The organism is Robertmurraya beringensis, from assembly GCF_042433785.1.
Taxonomy (GTDB): domain Bacteria; phylum Bacillota; class Bacilli; order Bacillales; family Cytobacillaceae; genus Robertmurraya_A; species Robertmurraya_A beringensis.
Genome location: NZ_JBHLUU010000005.1, coordinates 82372 through 99397, shown reverse-complemented (window position 1 = coordinate 99397; position 17026 = coordinate 82372). Strand labels below are relative to the sequence as shown.

The 17026-nt window shown below is 31.4% G+C and carries 16 protein-coding genes and 1 pseudogene; 10 read left to right on the top strand and 7 right to left on the bottom strand.

Going from position 1 to position 17026, the window contains the following annotated elements; genetic code table 11:
* Positions 1-186 precede the first annotated feature (186 nt).
* Both ACFFHF_RS00920 and ACFFHF_RS00915 read left to right on the top strand, forming a co-directional pair.
* A complete protein-coding gene (locus tag ACFFHF_RS00920; protein WP_340906599.1) occupies positions 187-795 on the top strand; it encodes a hypothetical protein in 609 nt (202 codons plus the stop codon).
* Complete coding sequence (locus ACFFHF_RS00915) at positions 788-1075, top strand: HNH endonuclease (protein ID WP_377057426.1); 288 nt, start codon at positions 788-790, stop codon at positions 1073-1075. Before ACFFHF_RS00920 ends, ACFFHF_RS00915 begins: the two co-directional genes overlap by 8 nt.
* A gap of 262 nt (positions 1076-1337) precedes the next feature.
* On the opposite strand, the gene ACFFHF_RS00910 is transcribed toward ACFFHF_RS00915, so the two are convergent.
* On the bottom strand, positions 1338-3200 hold the full coding sequence (locus tag ACFFHF_RS00910; protein ID WP_340906600.1) for a hypothetical protein: 1863 nt from the start codon (positions 3198-3200) through the stop codon (positions 1338-1340).
* Positions 3201-3268: 68 nt separating this feature from the next.
* The gene (locus tag ACFFHF_RS00905) at positions 3269-3712 is read right to left on the bottom strand and encodes a Panacea domain-containing protein (RefSeq protein ID WP_340906601.1); all 444 of its coding nucleotides are present in this window, start codon (positions 3710-3712) and stop codon (positions 3269-3271) included.
* Positions 3713-4111: 399 nt separating this feature from the next.
* On the opposite strand from ACFFHF_RS00905, the pseudogene ACFFHF_RS00900 reads away from it, so the two are divergent.
* A pseudogene (locus ACFFHF_RS00900) lies at positions 4112-4233 on the top strand (IS3 family transposase); the annotation flags it as partial.
* An 84-nt stretch (positions 4234-4317) separates the two neighbouring features.
* Here the strand turns inward: ACFFHF_RS00900 and resA are convergent.
* Complete coding sequence (gene resA, locus ACFFHF_RS00895) at positions 4318-4842, bottom strand: thiol-disulfide oxidoreductase ResA (RefSeq protein ID WP_340906602.1); 525 nt, start codon at positions 4840-4842, stop codon at positions 4318-4320.
* A 285-nt stretch (positions 4843-5127) separates the two neighbouring features.
* Between resA and ACFFHF_RS00890 the strand changes: the two genes are divergently transcribed.
* The 7 genes from ACFFHF_RS00890 to ACFFHF_RS00860 all read left to right on the top strand — a co-directional run bounded on the left by ACFFHF_RS00890 (position 5128) and on the right by ACFFHF_RS00860 (position 10239).
* Positions 5128-5532 (top strand): hypothetical protein, encoded by a 405-nt coding sequence (locus ACFFHF_RS00890; protein ID WP_340906603.1) that lies wholly within the window; start codon positions 5128-5130, stop codon positions 5530-5532.
* Between the two features lie 81 nt (positions 5533-5613).
* Positions 5614-6228, top strand: a complete 615-nt coding sequence (locus tag ACFFHF_RS00885) for a VanZ family protein (RefSeq protein ID WP_340906604.1) — start codon at positions 5614-5616, stop codon at positions 6226-6228.
* Between the two features lie 284 nt (positions 6229-6512).
* Positions 6513-6869: a GntR family transcriptional regulator gene (locus tag ACFFHF_RS00880; RefSeq protein ID WP_340906605.1), complete on the top strand. Its 357-nt coding sequence runs from the start codon at positions 6513-6515 to the stop codon at positions 6867-6869.
* 628 nt (positions 6870-7497) lie between these two features.
* Entirely contained in the window at positions 7498-7968 is a 471-nt protein-coding gene (locus tag ACFFHF_RS00875; protein ID WP_340906946.1) for a sigma-70 family RNA polymerase sigma factor, read from the top strand.
* Positions 7969-7970: 2 nt separating this feature from the next.
* The gene (locus ACFFHF_RS00870) at positions 7971-8381 is read left to right on the top strand and encodes a PadR family transcriptional regulator (protein WP_340906606.1); all 411 of its coding nucleotides are present in this window, start codon (positions 7971-7973) and stop codon (positions 8379-8381) included.
* 5 nt (positions 8382-8386) lie between these two features.
* Positions 8387-9652 carry an FtsW/RodA/SpoVE family cell cycle protein gene (locus ACFFHF_RS00865; RefSeq protein ID WP_377057425.1) on the top strand — a complete coding sequence of 422 codons (1266 nt, stop codon included), beginning with the start codon at positions 8387-8389 and terminating at the stop codon, positions 9650-9652.
* A 221-nt stretch (positions 9653-9873) separates the two neighbouring features.
* Positions 9874-10239 (top strand): ArsR/SmtB family transcription factor, encoded by a 366-nt coding sequence (locus ACFFHF_RS00860; RefSeq protein WP_340906608.1) that lies wholly within the window; start codon positions 9874-9876, stop codon positions 10237-10239.
* A gap of 123 nt (positions 10240-10362) precedes the next feature.
* Here the strand turns inward: ACFFHF_RS00860 and ACFFHF_RS00855 are convergent, their stop codons facing one another.
* The 4 genes from ACFFHF_RS00855 to ACFFHF_RS00840 are packed head-to-tail and all read right to left on the bottom strand — an operon-like array spanning position 10363 to position 16920.
* Positions 10363-11112 carry a hypothetical protein gene (locus tag ACFFHF_RS00855; RefSeq protein ID WP_340906609.1) on the bottom strand — a complete coding sequence of 250 codons (750 nt, stop codon included), beginning with the start codon at positions 11110-11112 and terminating at the stop codon, positions 10363-10365.
* Positions 11113-11125: 13 nt separating this feature from the next.
* Positions 11126-12865: a site-specific integrase gene (locus ACFFHF_RS00850; RefSeq protein WP_340906610.1), complete on the bottom strand. Its 1740-nt coding sequence runs from the start codon at positions 12863-12865 to the stop codon at positions 11126-11128.
* A complete protein-coding gene (locus ACFFHF_RS00845) occupies positions 12858-15602 on the bottom strand; it encodes a hypothetical protein (protein ID WP_340906611.1) in 2745 nt (914 codons plus the stop codon). Before ACFFHF_RS00845 ends, ACFFHF_RS00850 begins: the two co-directional genes overlap by 8 nt.
* Complete coding sequence (locus tag ACFFHF_RS00840; RefSeq protein WP_340906612.1) at positions 15589-16920, bottom strand: site-specific integrase; 1332 nt, start codon at positions 16918-16920, stop codon at positions 15589-15591. Before ACFFHF_RS00840 ends, ACFFHF_RS00845 begins: the two co-directional genes overlap by 14 nt.
* Positions 16921-17026 lie beyond the last annotated feature (106 nt).

The window sequence follows — 17026 nt, the reverse complement described above, 5'->3', positions numbered from 1 at the left end:
AACTGTCTAATTGTAAATATTTTTCCAAATGGATGGAGCCACCTTTGCTTAGGTACTTACTTTTTTGGCTCTAAACGGGAAGAACTTTAAAACTGAAAATTCAGTCAGTATTTATGCAACACTAGTGGTATGCATTATATAAAATACGGATAATAATACTTATAAGTATTATTGGAGGTGGTTTTAGTGACAATCTTAACTGCGAAAGTGACTATTAGAGGAGTGAGACCATTATTATTTAATAAGTTTACGGTTGATAGTATCCCACTAAAAAGAACTTCAAGAAGTGGGGTACCTGGTAATAATCCCGAGGAATGGAAAAATTCCTTTAGCATTACTGATGAGGGCCAACTTTACTTGGACCCTAGTTATATTTTTTCATGTCTTCGAGCTGGTGGTAAATTCATCCCTAAATCTAGGGGAACTATAGAAAGTGATGTTGCCGCTACTTTACAAGTACTATCTGAAAAAATATTACTAAACCGATATATTCCCAGTAACATAGAAGATATATCTACTGACGGTGATGCAGAAACATACATCGATGTTCGACCTGTAACAAGAAGAGGAGTTAAAAACATTCGTTATAGGTTAGCAACTAATAAAGGATGGGAAACAGAATTCTTAGTTTCTTGGGATGGCAGCCTAATAAATCCAGATTTAATACATTCAGTTTGTATCGAGGCTGGTAATTTTGCTGGATTAGGAGATGGTAGAAAAATTGGTTTTGGACGATTTGAGGTAATGAGCTTTAGTGTGCTGGATTACCAGGATCCAAGAATCGAACATGCCTAAAAAAAGAACCCCAAGTTCTACTTGGTCTAAATTAAGATATATTGTTTGGAAAAGAGACGATATGTGTTGTAAAAAATGTAGGATACCGGTTGGAATCAAAGATTGCCATATTGATCATATAGTAAGTGGTTTACGAGGTTCCAATAAGTTTAAAAACCTAAGAACACTATGTAGGCGTTGTCATGTCTTAAGAGTGGACTACAGACACAGAGGTATGATCTATAAAGCTTTAAAAGATGGGGTAATTCCCGTTAACTGGAGAAATCATCTATGGAAATAATTTAATCGAAACAGGAACCTGTTCAATAGGAAATGACCAGCCTATTGCTGAAGAGATAGGTCAAAGTAGCTTGGTGAGGTACAGTATGGTTTTATTTTCTCCGGTAGAGTCTGGTACGATACGTTCCGGCAAGGCAGAGTAAGGTATGGTAGCGTGAGGTATGGTTTGGATTATTATAAATAAAATCCATAAGATGTGGAATTCAAAGACGTATAAAATAGAATCACGCCTAGTTTCTACCTAAGCGTGCTTGTATCATGGTTTAACTTAAAACCTTATCATTCCATGGAACACCTAAATTATAATAAATGTCCTGCATTACTTCCTTGTCCTTAAGGAATAGCAAACCGTAAGATGAAGATTCAATTTTTTTAATCATATAAGCAGAAAAAGTACAGTCATAAAACTCTTTTGCTAAGTCAATTTTATCTTGATGGTGTACATTGTCACTAACGAACCACAAATTATTATTATCTGCATATATTTGCTGACCATATAACAAAATACATAGTTTCTTACAGCAGTAATCAAAAGTTTCTTTATTAATGGTAATTAACTCAAAATCTTTATGCCCTTCACTCATATTATCCAAACTTTTATCTTGCTCTAGAACTTTCGTAAATAAATCCCGATTTCTTTGCAACACTGAAAAACCTTTTTTTAGTTGTGTACCTTTAAAATTTGTAACTAAATATTTTATTAAGAATCCAGTGGCTGAATAATGAGATATTTCAATACCCTTAACTAAACACTGCATTAGGATAACAATTAGTGAACCTTCCAACTCAACTGCCTTCCTTTGAGCCAATGCCTTTATTTTTATGTCTTTAGTTTCTTGCTGCTTTTGTATAATATTTTCTTTAAAATCATAAACTATATTTGTTAACATTTTTACATTATTTTGGATAATTAACTTCATGATAAGACTTTTATAAGTAATAAAGGTTTGCTCTTCCGATAGAATTCCTAACTCATCTAAGAAAGCTCTTAACTGTCTCTCATTATTAATGTCAAGGGAGTCTAAAAATTCTTTTAAACTTAAGGAGAAATTTTGCTTAAGTCTACCCTCTCCATTTACATAGATAGAAAAATAAAGAGAAACCAGGCTTCTCCCTTTTCTGTAGTGTTGATTTTTATAAAGGTGATTAATGAGCGATAAAGTGTTTCTTAACAAAGAATTATATAAATCTATAAAACTTTTCTTATCTTGTTCAAGTAAATAAGTAGCTAAATTATCAATATTATATTTTTTATTTTCACTTTTTAAGCGATTAATTACATTAGCAAGTCTATAAACACTTTCTTCAAATTCTTTATTCATATTATTATCAGCGGCATATTTCAAATTCTGGAATACACTTTCTATATTATAATGGAGTTTTCTATATCGATTATCTATAAATTTATTAAAGTACTTATGCCTATAGGTACGTGTGATTAATCTTATTTCACTATTAGTATCTCTTATGGAATTCCTAAGCATTTTGTCTATACTCATTGATTCAAATAACGACTTAATTAAATCGATAAAATTACCTATAGACCAACCAATACCGATGGCCCATAACAATATTTTTGAAAAAAGGATTTTTGAAATATGCAAAGAATCAGGTTGTAATATCGAAGCATTATAATTTTCTACAAGGGTATATCCTGTAAACATAGTAAATAAAAAGATACTTAGAACAACAACTACAAAACGGTTCTTTCTAGAATTAATGGAAGCAGAAGGAGCTACACTCTTTTGTTCCCTATGGGTGAACACATAAATTGCAGAAATTATTGATAAACAAAATCCCAAGGAGCTTGTAGTCCTAGAGATAATATCCCTAACTGTTATATCTCCAAAATGATTAAAACCAATACTATCAAAAAAATAATAAATAGCATTTCTTAATTCCGGAGAAACTGGTTTATCCACAGGGGGAGCTAGAACAAAATAAAAAATTAAAAAAGCAATAACTAAAAATAAAAAACCTAGCATTGGAAATAAGGCGAAGAAAGAAACTATTCTGTCCACTAGCCATATTCCCATAGTTAACGTAAATCTCCATTTTGCTAAGAAACTTTTATAGAGACGATTTATATATTTTTTAAAATCTTCGTAGATAATTTTTTTGTCCATAGAAAATCTCCTTATCACATACAAAAAGAGACGACTAGTGTTCGTCTCTTTAAATTTATCTACACCATTTAATTAATTTGGGTTTGAAAATATTTCCTAATTTTATTTTTAATAATAGTATCATTTTTATCGGTATATAGCCATGGATCCTCTTGATGTGTTAACTCCTCAAGGTATTTCCCATCATATTCTCCGTATGCTTCCCATACTGCATCAAGGATATCCAACTGCGGTTTAGTAAAGATGCGTTTTCCATTCACCTTATTTTCAAACGGTTTATGATGGATTGTAAGATAACCTAAATGTCTATAATCAAAGTAAAGTTCCGGTACTACAGGACCATGATCCCAAGCTTTAATATCTTCATGAAATAGAGGTTCTCCCTTAAAAGCCATATACCAACCCTGAGCATAATATACTAGCTTCTGCAACTTTAATGGAGTAATCGCCAAAGGTGTGCTTGGAACACTTAAACTAATAAAATAATTTGCAACATCTTTAGCTGTTGGCATATAACCACCTCCTTACTTAAATTTTAGACTAAATCTGTAAAAATGTCACTCGTTTACGGTAAAAAACAACTTATTTCTTTAAAATTAATGGCTATGTTATTTTCAACAATGTTTTTTGGCACCATTCCTGCGAATAAGTGAGCATTCGAGAGATATTCGTATCAAACTGAGGGAGTTTAAGAGTGCTGTTAACTAGAATTCAACAAACGGTCCAGTTTGTTGAGCAACTTCTTTAAAGATTTTTTGCCGGTGGGTGGAGATAGAATATACGTATCGGATACAGCAGATTTTACATATAAGCAGATTATAAGTAACAATTATATAAAATCACGTGTAGGTATCGCTTACTAATAATATTCTCTTACATTACTTTAAGCATTTATAAAACCGTTTAATTCAATAGAAGAACTTAAAAAGGAAATTAGAAGTTATATGACCTACTATAACAATCTAGATATCAATGGAATTTAAAGAAGATGACCCCTGTTGAATACAGAAATCATCTTCTCCATGTGGAATGACCTTTACAACGGGTACACTTAAAAAATCTGGCTAACAGCGGCCCTTGATTAACTTTATCAATATTACTACATTATACAAAAATTCTATAAATTCGATTTAACCCAGGATTCTAACTGTCCCTCCTGTATTTCTCCTTCATGTATTTGTACAACTTTTCCTTCCCTATTAATAATAAAGCTTGCTGGGAGCAAATCAACATTAAATAAATTTGTGACTTCACTTTGTTTATCCAACAGTACTGGTAAATGTAGATTATTTTGTTCAAAATAATTTCTTACTACAAATTCGGACTCTTCTATGTTAATTGCTAATACTTCAAAGCCATTATTCTTATATTTATCATATACATTTTGTATTGCAGGCATTTCGTTTTTACAGGGCTTACACCATGAACCCCAAAAATTCAACAATACTACCTTTCCTTTTAATTCTTCTAAGTTATGTTCTGACCCTGATAAATTTTTAAGAGAAAAATTAGGAGCACTTTCATTAATTTTTACTTTTACCATATCTTCTTTTGTGATATTCATATAGAGCACAAACACAACTGAAAGAAACAATAAAGCAAGGATAAAAACTCGAAACCAATACCGTTTTTTCTTCTCCACAGTTAGATCCTCCTGTTATATATTATCATTCCAATATTAATAAACAAATTTGGAAAGGTAAACAATTATATCCATTGATAGGAATATATATATAAAATTACATATTTTATACATTTTCGACATATTTTTGAACATATGGTATTTACAAATAGAGTTATTAATTGATATAGTTAGTTTCATTAGCGCTAATGTATAATTTTACCTTGGTAAAAAATAGATTAACTGTAATTAAATATTAAACTATTATTATCAACTCTATTTAAAAACTTTCTAATGAGGTGTACAATGAAAAAAAAGATTAATAGAATATTATCCATTTCTGCTTTTTGTTTTGTATTACTATTACCGAGTTTAGCAATGGCTTCTTCATATGTTTCCACTTTCTCTATTCTAACATCAAGTGGTTTTAAAGGTGCCACTCGTTCTTATGATGGTTCAAACCTTGGTATCACTACATATGGTAAAACTGCTGACGGACAATCTGCATATGGAACAAGCAGTATTTTTTATATAGCTTTATATAGAGATAACACATGGGCTGATGACCATATTGGAACTGTAACCCACTCTAGAACTGCTGATTCAACATCTAAATGGTCTAGTGTCGGAAAAGGAAATTATTATTTTACGTTTTGGAAAAATGATGATAAAGTTTATGTAAAAGGAACAGTTGGAATGTTTAACTACTAATAATTTTATATCCTCCTAGATTAGACACTATCTTTATCTAGGAGGATATAAAACTAGCACAGTAATAAAGGAGAAATAATTATGCTTTTATCTTCCTCAATACCATATGCAATAGGAATATTAATTGGGATTACTTATATTACTTACAAATTAATAGCAAAGTTTATCTTAAAAAGAGAAGTAAACATCCTGATCGATCTGATTTTGGGGTCATTTATTGTGTATATATTTGCAATCATTGGATTAACCTTATTTCCATTGCCTATTGGAGCAGAACACTTAACAGTATTAAGAGGCACCCAAAGTGATAGTAGTATTACATTCAACATATTACCATTTACTTCTATTTTAGACACCATAGTAACTCAAGAAATATCCTCAAACACCTATCAGATAGTACGTCAATTAGGGGGGAATGTTTTGTTGTTTATTCCAATTGGGATATACGTGCCCCTATTATTTAAAAATAAATTTAAAAATGTCCTTATATTTGGTTTTATCTTATCCTTAGCAATAGAAATTTTTCAACTCATAATATCTATGTTTATTGACTTTAATTATCGTATAACAGATATCGACGATATCATTCTAAATACTAGTGGTGCTATTTTAGGTTTTCTTATTTCAAAATATTTAGGATTTCAAAAAATTGATGATATGATTTCAAGTAATGTTAAAAAGGTTAACTTAAACTAAGTAATCAGTGTAGAGGAAAATAAAATCAACGAATTCTCTTTTTTAATATCCCTTAAGATTAAACAGTTATTTCTTTAGGCAGTATGTAAGGTCTAAATCCGGTAAGTCCCGGATTTAGACCTCTTTATTTACCTTAATTCATTTTTATCTATAGGTTCTCTGTATTGTTTTTGCTTAAAATGTTCGATCATATTCATACAATAGTAGATGATCGTATATGGACCCGACCCTTGCTATAATGACAGTTAACTTTTATTAGGCAGATACTAGTGGTGTAAAAGAACTTGAAGATTAAATTTAACGGAAACAATCCTATATATTTACAAATTGTTCTGTATTTCAAGATCCAAATAATAAATGGAACACTACTTCCAGGGCAAATTTTGCCCTCAAGAAGGGAAATTGCTACTCTACTAGGGGTAAATATTAACACGGTACAAAGAGCTTTTACTGAGTTGGAAAGAGAAAGTATAATTGTTAATCACCCAAATAGAAATAGCACTATACAGGACGATTTATTGGTAATTAAAAAAATACGTATAGATTTAATTAGGAAATATTTAGATGTATTCTTAGAAGACGTAAAAGATATTAATGTTTCATTCAGTGAAATAGTTACCATTCTAAAAGGGAAATATTAGTAACAAACCACCTAAAAGAGTAAAGGGATGTATATGTTTGCAAAACCTAAGGAAATCTATAGTGATTTGGCCCCCTAATTCTGGATAAGAGCCTTCAAAAGCTCTTTCTTTCTCGTTTTTGATACTTAGCTATCCTGCCTCACTTTTCGCTTCATCACTTCTTTGCTACAGACTTATCATCATCTCTTTAATGAAGCCTTCTTTCAAGCTTGGAATATTTGAAAATGGTTATGTGGAAATATATTTGGAGGGCTTTTAGTCATAGTTACTAATATAATGTCGTTGGTTGGCTTTATTTTATTAATGATCTTCTCAGTTATATTAAAAGGAAAGAATATAAATTTTAGGAATAACGGGCTTTGATCCACTAAGATCAAGGTCCTTTTTTACATAAATTTAGAGCAACATTATTTAACAATAGTTGCAGTATTATTGAATAACAATTCGGGGGTTAAGAGCTTAGGAATATCCTGGCTCTTTTTTTAATGAAAAAACAATTTTTATCATATCACAAAAACTTTCTCTGTTTTAGAATCGTCTAATTGGTGGAAGGGAGCAGAGTGCCTTGGAAGATAGTATCATTAAAGAGCTTATAGTAAATGACAGGGAGAAACTAATTGAACAGCTAATGGACCAGTATGGTCAATCGCTATTGTACCTTACTTATTCATACGTAGGTAAGAGGGAGTTAGCTGAAGACCTTACTCAAGAGATATTTGTTAAATGCTATCAAAAATTAGAACAATATCAAAAAAAATCTTCAATAAAAGCTTGGATTTGGAGAATTGCAATTAATCATTGTAAGGACTATCTAAGGAGCTGGCATCATAAACATATCATCGTTTCTGAGGAACAAGTAAGGGATATCCCTAGCCAGGAGAAAGAAGTGGAAAACCAAGTTATCCAGAGATATGAAGACGCAGAATTAGTTAGAACCGTAATGAGTTTGCCAGATACATACAGGGAAGTTGTATATTTATACTATTTTGAGGAATTACCGATTAAGGCAATCTCTCACCTAACAAGTGTGAATCAGAATACGATTAAGACCAGGCTAAAACGAGCAAAAGAAATCTTAAAAGAAAGCTTGGAGGTATAAATATGGAAGATCGTTTAAAGAACTTTAAAAAGGCTATGAAAACAACGGTTTTACAAGAACTTGCTTTTACGGAGGAACACAAAAATAAAATTAAACGAAAAATTAGCCAGTTATCTACCCCTTCAGAAGACGATGTATTATTAGCCATTTTTCAGTTACTTAAGGAGAAACGTACGGGCTTTGAATTAAGTAGATTGCTACGTGCAAGAGGAATTGAAAAGTTTGAGAACGAAGAGGGCTTCCTCTATATGTCCTTACATAAATTCGAACATAAAGGTTACCTTCACACATACTGGGATGAACCTGATGTTAAGTACTATCAGCTTAGTACCAAAGGGTTAAAGTTCTTAAAATATCTTGAATACGAAGGTTATAGTAAAGCTTACTTTCTAAAAGAAATATTGGAGAGGTAATTAATATGACTAATCATAAGGAACATTTCTTAACCGAAGTTATGCAATATATAAAATCAAAAGAAGCGAAGGAAGTTGTCTACAAAGAGTTAAGTTATCATTTGAAAATGTCTAAGTCAGAACTAGTATCTAAGGGTGCAAACGAAAACGAAGCTGAAGAAAAAGCTATAAAGCAAATGGGGAGCCCAGCAGAACTTGGTACTCACTTTAATAAACTGTATCGTCCTGTTTTTGACTGGAAACTATTTGGGCTTTTTCTCATCATTATATCAATGGGTATACTGCCTATAATAAATGTACAAGATGTATATTCTCAAAATCTTATGATTAGACAGCTGATGTTTATTGCTATGGGGATTATAGTTACAGTAACTGTGATGTTAATAGATTATAGAAAAATAAAGAAATTGGGTTGGCTATCTCTTATAGTAGCATTTGGGTTACTGCTTGCTTTTAACTATTTCCCAAGTTTTAGGATAAACGGAGTTGGTTATCTTGAAATAGCTGGATTTATCATTAGTGTGAGGGTAGTATTGCCATTACTTCTAGTGTTCTGGGCTTGCTATATGTCGAAGGAAAAACCAAAACTGCTTGTAGTGTTTATTGTGTTTTTGCTTTCCGTGTTCTTATTTATGCGATTACCAAGCCTTACTGATGTTTTTATTTATTCCATAATGGTGTTAACTTTATTTCTTTCTTGTTCAATCAGTAAAAAAGCCAAATTTACAACTATTGGCGTTTCTTTTGGTCTTTTTCTTACCTTTGTAGTTCTTCTTTGGTTTACTACGGAAGAATACCAATGGGTTAGATTACTAGCATTCCTAAATCCAGAGGATTACGCACAAGACGCAGGTTATATGTACTTAATGTTAAAAGATTTTATAAAGAGTGGTGGCTGGTTTGGAAACCAGGAAGCTGTGAATCCTATTCCCGACTTAACAACTGATATGGTCTTTGCAAATATCACCTATTTTTATGGGTGGCTAGTAGCTGCGTTTCTACTCGTCCTACTTTCATTGCTTCTATTTAGAATGATCGTCCTTTCTATACAAATAAAGGACCGATTCGGAAAACAACTAATCCTTGGAGTATGTTCACTACTTTCTATCCAATTTGTTTATAATGTGGGAATGATCCTTGGCTTATTGCCAATTATATCGATGTCATTACCGTTTATTAGCTACGGTCTAACACCAACTGTTTTAAATTCTCTACTAATTGGGATAGTTTTAAGCGTGTATCGTCGGAAAAATATAGCTTTAAAAATCTAATATCTTTATAAGACTTAAGAGGGGATTTGTTTACTCTTATCTAACGGCTGTCATTAACGATAGCCGTTTTTGGGTTGATGTTATTGAAAACATTTATCAAAGTATTATCTTTGTGAATTATTACACTTAAAGAAAAGGGGGCATTTGTTTAATTAGCTAATATATATTAAAATAGCTCAAAAGACCCCGCTTTATCAGAATACATAAAAAGAGGACTTCACATGATCAAAGACGAAAAACCTTTTGGTGACATTGAATCCCAAGGTAGTTTAAATAATAATATATCAAAACCCACAATTTTAGCGCTTACTCAGGTGTTTAAAGCTTTGTCAGATCCCACTAGAATTAATATTATATATTTCCTATCTATTTCGGATGAGTTGTCAGTGGGAGATATCGCTGTGAAAATAGGACTGACTTCTTCGGCAGCTTCATACCAATTACGATTTCTCGAAAATCTTGGCTTAGTAAGGGCAAGAATTGAAAAAAACGCTAAACTTTACTCCTTATACGATAATGAAGTTAAAAAGGGAATCAAATTAATGTTTAAACATCAGAGGATATTTAATCAGCAAAAACTTACGTAGAGCCATCTAATCTTAAATATTTTATAAATCATCCTACGGCTAATAGAAGAAAATTGGCCTTTCTTATTAGACGTGGATGATTTATATAACATATAACACAAGCCTTCACAGTGCTACCATATATTAGAAATCCATATCATCAAGAATACTTTTTTGTATTTTATCAGTAAATGGTACTATATTATCTTTATTTCGCCCCTTTTTTGTCCTCCTAAACTCCTCGAATTTGCTATATCCCTCCATTGGATTAGGAGAAAACGCTGTCTCAAACAAGTAAGATACAATAGGATTTCTGCTCTTCCCTGTGGTTATAAGATTCTCAAGAGGTACATCATCATTTATACTCGCTTCTAACCACATAAATAAAATATTTTCATAGTCATTTACCTTTTGTTTGAGTAAATTATTTTTCTCTCTTTCCTCTTGTAAGAGCATTTCATTCTTCCTGTTTTTTTCCTTCAAACTTTCATAATTTTTGATGTATCTTTGTAATCTATTTTCATTTATTGATAGCAATCCTATTATTTTCTCTTTATCTTTGTCTTTTCCTTTAAAATATCGCTCTACAGCATCTTTAGTATTAACTACATGGATTTTATTGTCTTCTTGAGACCCAATGAATACAGTTTCCATGTAAACTGCATTCATCTTATCAATAGCTACTCTTCCATCACCTTTACGCCAAAAATACTCTGTAAACTCATAACTTATATCACCAGTTTCAAAAAGATTTCTAGAAAAGTGGTATACGTCCATATATTTTATAATCGATTTGGATGTCCTATTCTTGTCATAGAGATGTAGTACCAAATTCAACTGTTCCTGCGGATACAATGCCTTAGGCCTACCGGCACTTCTACTTGTTTTTCCCAATGTTTTCACCATCTTACCTTTTTCTTATTTTTCCCCTAAACTTAATAGACCTATAAAGGGCTGAGTCAAGCTGATATTTTGTAAGCAATAAATCTTTATTAATATGGGGATTGAACTCTGCATACTCTTCATCCCTATGAGCATTTTTAATTACTAATTTATGTAGATTAGATAATACATTAGAAAGTTTCTTAACCTCATTGTCCCTTTTGGCTAATTCCTCATTTATTATGGAGGCCTTATCAAAATATTCTTCATCTGTTATTCTCCAGTAGTCACAAGAAAAACAGTCTGTTTGACAATATTGCTCAGGGTCAGTACAGTAACCAATCTCTAAATCTCGTTTAAAAGTTGTACTAGGAGGACGAAAAATATGATGCTCCTTAATGTAATCGCCAAATTCAAGGTGTAATGAATATGCATTAACTTTTCCATGTGAATCATTCTTAATATTTATCTTAAACTTTTGCATCAGCTGCAAAATTTCCGTATCTACCCAGTATTCTTGATGTTGATGATAATGATATTGTGATTGTAATTTTGTATGTCCCCCTAATCTTGCAATTTCGACAGGGTGATAACCCTGTCTCATTAAGTTTAAAAAAGCAAAGTGTCTAGTATCTCCTGGTTTCAAGGGTTGGGTTACATCATAATTAACGGGTTTTTCCTCCATATGTTGAATTCTAGCCTTATCCCAAGAAGTGGGGAACTTTACAGAATAACCGTATCTCTCGGCTACTATATAGGTATAAAAATCTAATAATATGTACTCAAAAACACCTAAATTAAACTTTTCAGCATTCACCTTTTTGAACTGTTTAGGTGTAGTTGACATATATGAAATAAATGTTTCGGAAAACCCAAATTCACTAGTACTATTTTTGTACTCGTTCATTATTTCAAATAATTCCTTTGGTATTAAAATAGTATCAATAATTTGAATTCTTCCAACGTTATTTTTTTGCTTAATTCTAGGTAATTTAACATAGTATTTATCCTCCTGTGAAAACAAACAATTCCGGTCCATCTTACAGAACTCTGAAGGTCTTATTGGGATTAAATTTGTCAAGTTCCACCAAAGGAAAATGGGGAAATATCTATAGTATTCATCACTTTGGAAAGAGGTTTTATTGAAAAAATCCTCTAGAATCCATGAAAATAATATAACCTCTTTGGATGGAGGTAATGATCTTGTATTACTGAAAGTTTCTGTCTTTAAATTAGATTTCGCTTTTAATAGTAACTTAAGAAAGTCTCCAGACTCTAAATCTTCAAAGTAATCAAGAAAGTTTAGAACAGCTATAGTAATATCCCAACATTGTCGATTCGATATTTTATATTCAAAATACCTTTTGGTCTCCTTCAATAAGGATGAGTTAAACCAGTCTGTTAAGTTACAAAACTTAAGAAATGAGTGGTAGTAATTTTGAACTGACTGTGGACCAATTCTCGACAGTAAAGAGGTAATCCAACACTTTATAATGTTGATCAATTCAAATTTACTAATTTTCTCCCTAAGAGAAGAAAAATAGATTTTATTGAAGTCAAATGTGACCGTCGTGTCTGAAATGTTATTCGCGAATACCCATATGTCTTTCTCAAATTCCCCTTCAAGAAGGGTACCAAGTTGATGTTCTTTCAGTAATATTTCTTTAGCTAACTCCATACTTGATTCTAAATCAAATTTATAATCATTAAATTCTTCAATAATTAATGCATCTTCTGCTGACGTAAAACTACCATGCTTACTCATTTTTTTCTCCTGATCTTATAGTTAAATATTCTAATGCGCTAGGCAACTTTTTTAACTCCTCTTTTAAGGCCGGTAACCCTCCTGGGATAAATTGTGTAACAGTATCCTCACCGAATTTTTCAACTGCTTGTTTTAATAAAAATAACTGTGGATAAAGTCTATTAGTTAGTCTTGTTTTTTCGCCGACTTTATCTGTTAAATAAAATTTTGCAGAGAAATCATTTAGTCTATCAACAATTGTTTGTCCAATATCTGATAAAGCATAAATATGGGGGATTACGAAAGGGCAGTCACCACATTCTTTTTCTGGAAATTGGCACCTCTGAAATACACATTGATAACCATATTGCTTAGCAGGTTGTTGCCCAAGATTAATACAATTTAAGAGGTCAGTTAAATCCGGATGGTTATTTAGTACCTTTTTAACTAGATCCCTTTCCCGTAGTAGAGCATTAAAAAAAGCAGCAATCGTCTCAATTTGGACATAGTCTCCAAATGTATTTTTGATTAATAGAGATCGATTCGTTCTGGCAACTCTATCTGTTGAAGGCTGTCCCAATAATAAATCACCTAAAATTTCATAAGAGTATCCGAAATGACCAACTTCAAATAATTGATTTGTAAGAAAATCAATATGTTCTCGTGGTATGTCGATATAAATATTGGTTATTTCTTCATCTGAGTGACTTCGAATGAATTTTGTGATTTCTAGAGGGTTTCTTTTTGTTACTTTCTTGATAACGTTGTATATATAACTAATTAGTGTTCTATTCATTTTTCTGGAACCAAAACTAAACGTTGAAATAAAACTACTAAAAAATGCTTTTCTATGAGTGTTAGTGAATTTTCTTTTTACGCTGTTAAAATCAATTAAGGTCTTACTACTAGCTTTCTTACATCGTAGTTCACATATTATCGCAGCATATGCAAACGCAAGGGTCAACTCTTCCGAGCAGAAAAAGTACCTTCTTTTTTGAGTTTTTGAATGAATAAAGTTAATAGATTTCACTTGATTGATAATTGATTTAGCTTCTTCAAGTGTCAATTCATTTCCCTCAAACCATTCTAAGCTATCAACTCTAGTTTTACTTATATCAATTCGTGGAAATAAAGTTATATCTCTATGGCGCCATGCATTGTTCATATGTAATAGAACATAAAGCCAAGATGAAGCGTAATTAACATAATTACTACTTCCCGCATTTTTTGCATCTCTTATTGCTTTGTTCTTATGAAGAGATATATCCCCAACGTAATCCAACAAACCCATATATTCACTAATTTGATATATACTTTTTTCATTTCCATTTTCGTTTGGAATAGGTTTAAAATCTAACTTATTTAAGTCATAGCCCTTTAAGCCTTTTTTCGATAAATTTTTGTTTATTGCACGAATAAATGAAATAAAATGATTTTTAATATTGGCTGGTATATCCTTATTCCTAAATATTCTTAAATTTAGCTCTTTATGGGATTGTGTCAGTATATCTCTATCTATTGAATTACTTATTATTAATTCTGTCACACGTAATAGTTCTTTGATATAATCTCGTTTCGTATCATCACTAGCATTTGTCCTCTGTAGTTTCCTCCCAACAAATTGAAGCCAGAATTTTTCAGTATTTTTCGAAGAGGGGGGGAATATATATTTAAATTCTTTAAGCGCAATCTTAAAAATTAAAAAAGGATCTGCATCCATACGGTTTATAATGTCACGTTTTTTCTCATAATTCACTTTTTTAAATTTGTATTCTTCTATTTCGGATTTAAGGTAAACATGGTGGATCTTATTCATTTTCCTTTCTGTTCTATTAGTTCTTAGCAGAGGGGGTATTGGAACAGTTGTAAAACCATACCTTGTAATTATTTCAGTCAAATTTAAATACTTTTTTGCTTCATCCCGCGTATAATAGTGAATTAAGTAATAATCCCATAATTTATCTTGCTCAGTTTTTAAAAACTCGATGTCTTGTTGACTAAAATATACTTTCTTTTCTCTTTCTCCTATTTCTTCATAAACTGGAGTCAAACTATATTCATTTACCACTTTCTCAAAACTTGCCGGAGATATATTAAGCTTAAAACTTGCAGCCTGTCGTGAATATGAATTATGTTTGGCTATTTTTTTATCCCGATATTCATAAAAGTCATTTTTATATATGTAGTGATATTGCTGATTGTTTTTTTGTATTTTTATAATTGGCTTACCAATTTTTGGCCATATATAAGCAAAATCATTTACGTTACTTCCCATTATTTCTGCTGCTTCAACTAGAGAGACCATATTATTACAAAATTTTTCAAGGTCCAATTTTAAAATATAGTAGTTGTTACCCTTGATTACTTCGTTAATGCAGACCATTTTTAAATTTCCATTATTATGTAATTCTAAAAATCTTTCATTATAATAGCTATTACTTACTGGTTTTGGTATTCCTAATTTCTTTAAGAATTGTCTTATAGTTATAAAACCTGATCTAAATAAATTTAAATTCACTTTATATTCGACTACGTCGTAGACAGAAAACAACTGGATTTCCTTAACAAATTTAGATTTAATTTTCCCTTCATCTGCTAACCTTCTTAGTGTTTTATAATCCATTGAATATTCAGGGTAAAGTTTCCTAATAACATTTCCATTGAGATAAAGTTTTTTATCTATTTGGTTTATTTCCCCATTAACTTCTTCATTATTATCTAATAGACAAATGGCTTCTTTAATGCTAATTTTCTCCATGCTTAACTTCCTTTTTCCATTTTTCAATATTTGATTCTTCAATTTTTGCTAATTTATCTGTATACGCCTCACGAATTTTATTAATCGCTTCATTAGTAAGTTTTATAGCATTCTGTTCCTCAACATAAGAAAGTACTGAAAGTATATTTTTATCTCCCCTCGCAACAGCAACTTCTGGGACGGTTGCACCAATTTCTAGCAAAAAATTAGTAAAAACACCTCTACATATATGGGTTGACCAGTGTTTACTAGTAAGATATTCATAATCCTCAACTTGCTCTTCTTTACTCAATTGCCTCAAAAACTCTTTTTTTATTTTGTTGAATTTTTCGTAATAGCTCTTTCCAGATATAGGATGTCCATTACTCGATGAGACAAAGAGAGCTTTTTCGTTCTTTATTTCACATTTTCTGGTAAGTGAATCCAAATGGACCTTATGTTTTCTATATACTTTTGACAATACGTCATTAACTAGTAAATATTGATTCCTAGGTCTTTTTACTTGCTCGTGTGTATGATTCTTTTTGTGACCAAATAGAAGTTCCTGGTTATCTCTAATTCGTAAAATAAAGCTCCTGATTCCATCATCGTTGCCATTCCAATAAGTTGGTTTTTCTAAACTATCCTTTGTTAGGTTCACAACTTCACCAGCTCTTAACCCCCCAAAGAATTGAAAAGCAACACCCAATGCAATATCAGGAGATATTTTTTCAGCAGTGTTTATAAACCTTACTGCCAATGCATACCTATTATCCCCAAAGTCTACAAGCTTACTTGAGATACCCGCATCTTTGGGAGGGTATATAGTACCAAGTTCCAAGTCATCAAATGGCGAACCCTCTAAAATATTAAAAGGCTCGTCTATTATTCCTTGTGTATTAAGCCAGTGAAAAAAGTTTATTAAATAATATTCCATTCTATAAACGTAATTAGAATCTAACTTACCTGCACGTGCCCTTAAAGAAAGGAGGGATATATATTTTGAACCATGAATTAGTTTTAGTCCGAACAACCCTTTTTCATTCAAAGGAAGAAAATCTCTATGTCCCTTTTCTACTTGTTTTATAATAAAGTTTAGAAACTTTGTTAGTTCAGACGCTGCATTTCTTTGATTACTTAAAGAACCTGATTTCCTTCTATACATACCCTTTATGTAGTTTGTTATGGGTGAAGGATATATTTTATTAGTTTTTTCATCTCTTAACCCAATACCAATTACTTGTTTTTTAAAAATCTCCCCTTCAAAAAAATCCATTGTTGCAAATTCCACGACAGTATATTTATACTTCATTTGACCCTTAAACATTTTTCCCCCCACTCGAATTAACTCCATATAATATTTAATGGATATAATTTTGGATTAATGATATATAAAGGTTTATCGACCAAAATAGTAAATAATTTATTATTACCTCCAAATATAG

Coding starts and splice junctions, on each gene's coding strand:
- ACFFHF_RS00915 (WP_377057426.1), top strand. CDS start 788: ATGCCTAAAAAAAGAACCCCAAGTTCTACTTGGTCTAAATTAAGATAT.
- ACFFHF_RS00910 (WP_340906600.1), bottom strand. CDS start 3,200: ATGGACAAAAAAATTATCTACGAAGATTTTAAAAAATATATAAATCGT.
- ACFFHF_RS00905 (WP_340906601.1), bottom strand. CDS start 3,712: ATGCCAACAGCTAAAGATGTTGCAAATTATTTTATTAGTTTAAGTGTT.
- ACFFHF_RS00890 (WP_340906603.1), top strand. CDS start 5,128: ATGAAAAAAAAGATTAATAGAATATTATCCATTTCTGCTTTTTGTTTT.
- ACFFHF_RS00885 (WP_340906604.1), top strand. CDS start 5,614: ATGCTTTTATCTTCCTCAATACCATATGCAATAGGAATATTAATTGGG.
- ACFFHF_RS00875 (WP_340906946.1), top strand. CDS start 7,498: ATGGACCAGTATGGTCAATCGCTATTGTACCTTACTTATTCATACGTA.
- ACFFHF_RS00870 (WP_340906606.1), top strand. CDS start 7,971: ATGGAAGATCGTTTAAAGAACTTTAAAAAGGCTATGAAAACAACGGTT.
- ACFFHF_RS00865 (WP_377057425.1), top strand. CDS start 8,387: ATGACTAATCATAAGGAACATTTCTTAACCGAAGTTATGCAATATATA.
- ACFFHF_RS00860 (WP_340906608.1), top strand. CDS start 9,874: ATGATCAAAGACGAAAAACCTTTTGGTGACATTGAATCCCAAGGTAGT.
- ACFFHF_RS00850 (WP_340906610.1), bottom strand. CDS start 12,865: ATGAGTAAGCATGGTAGTTTTACGTCAGCAGAAGATGCATTAATTATT.
- ACFFHF_RS00845 (WP_340906611.1), bottom strand. CDS start 15,602: ATGGAGAAAATTAGCATTAAAGAAGCCATTTGTCTATTAGATAATAAT.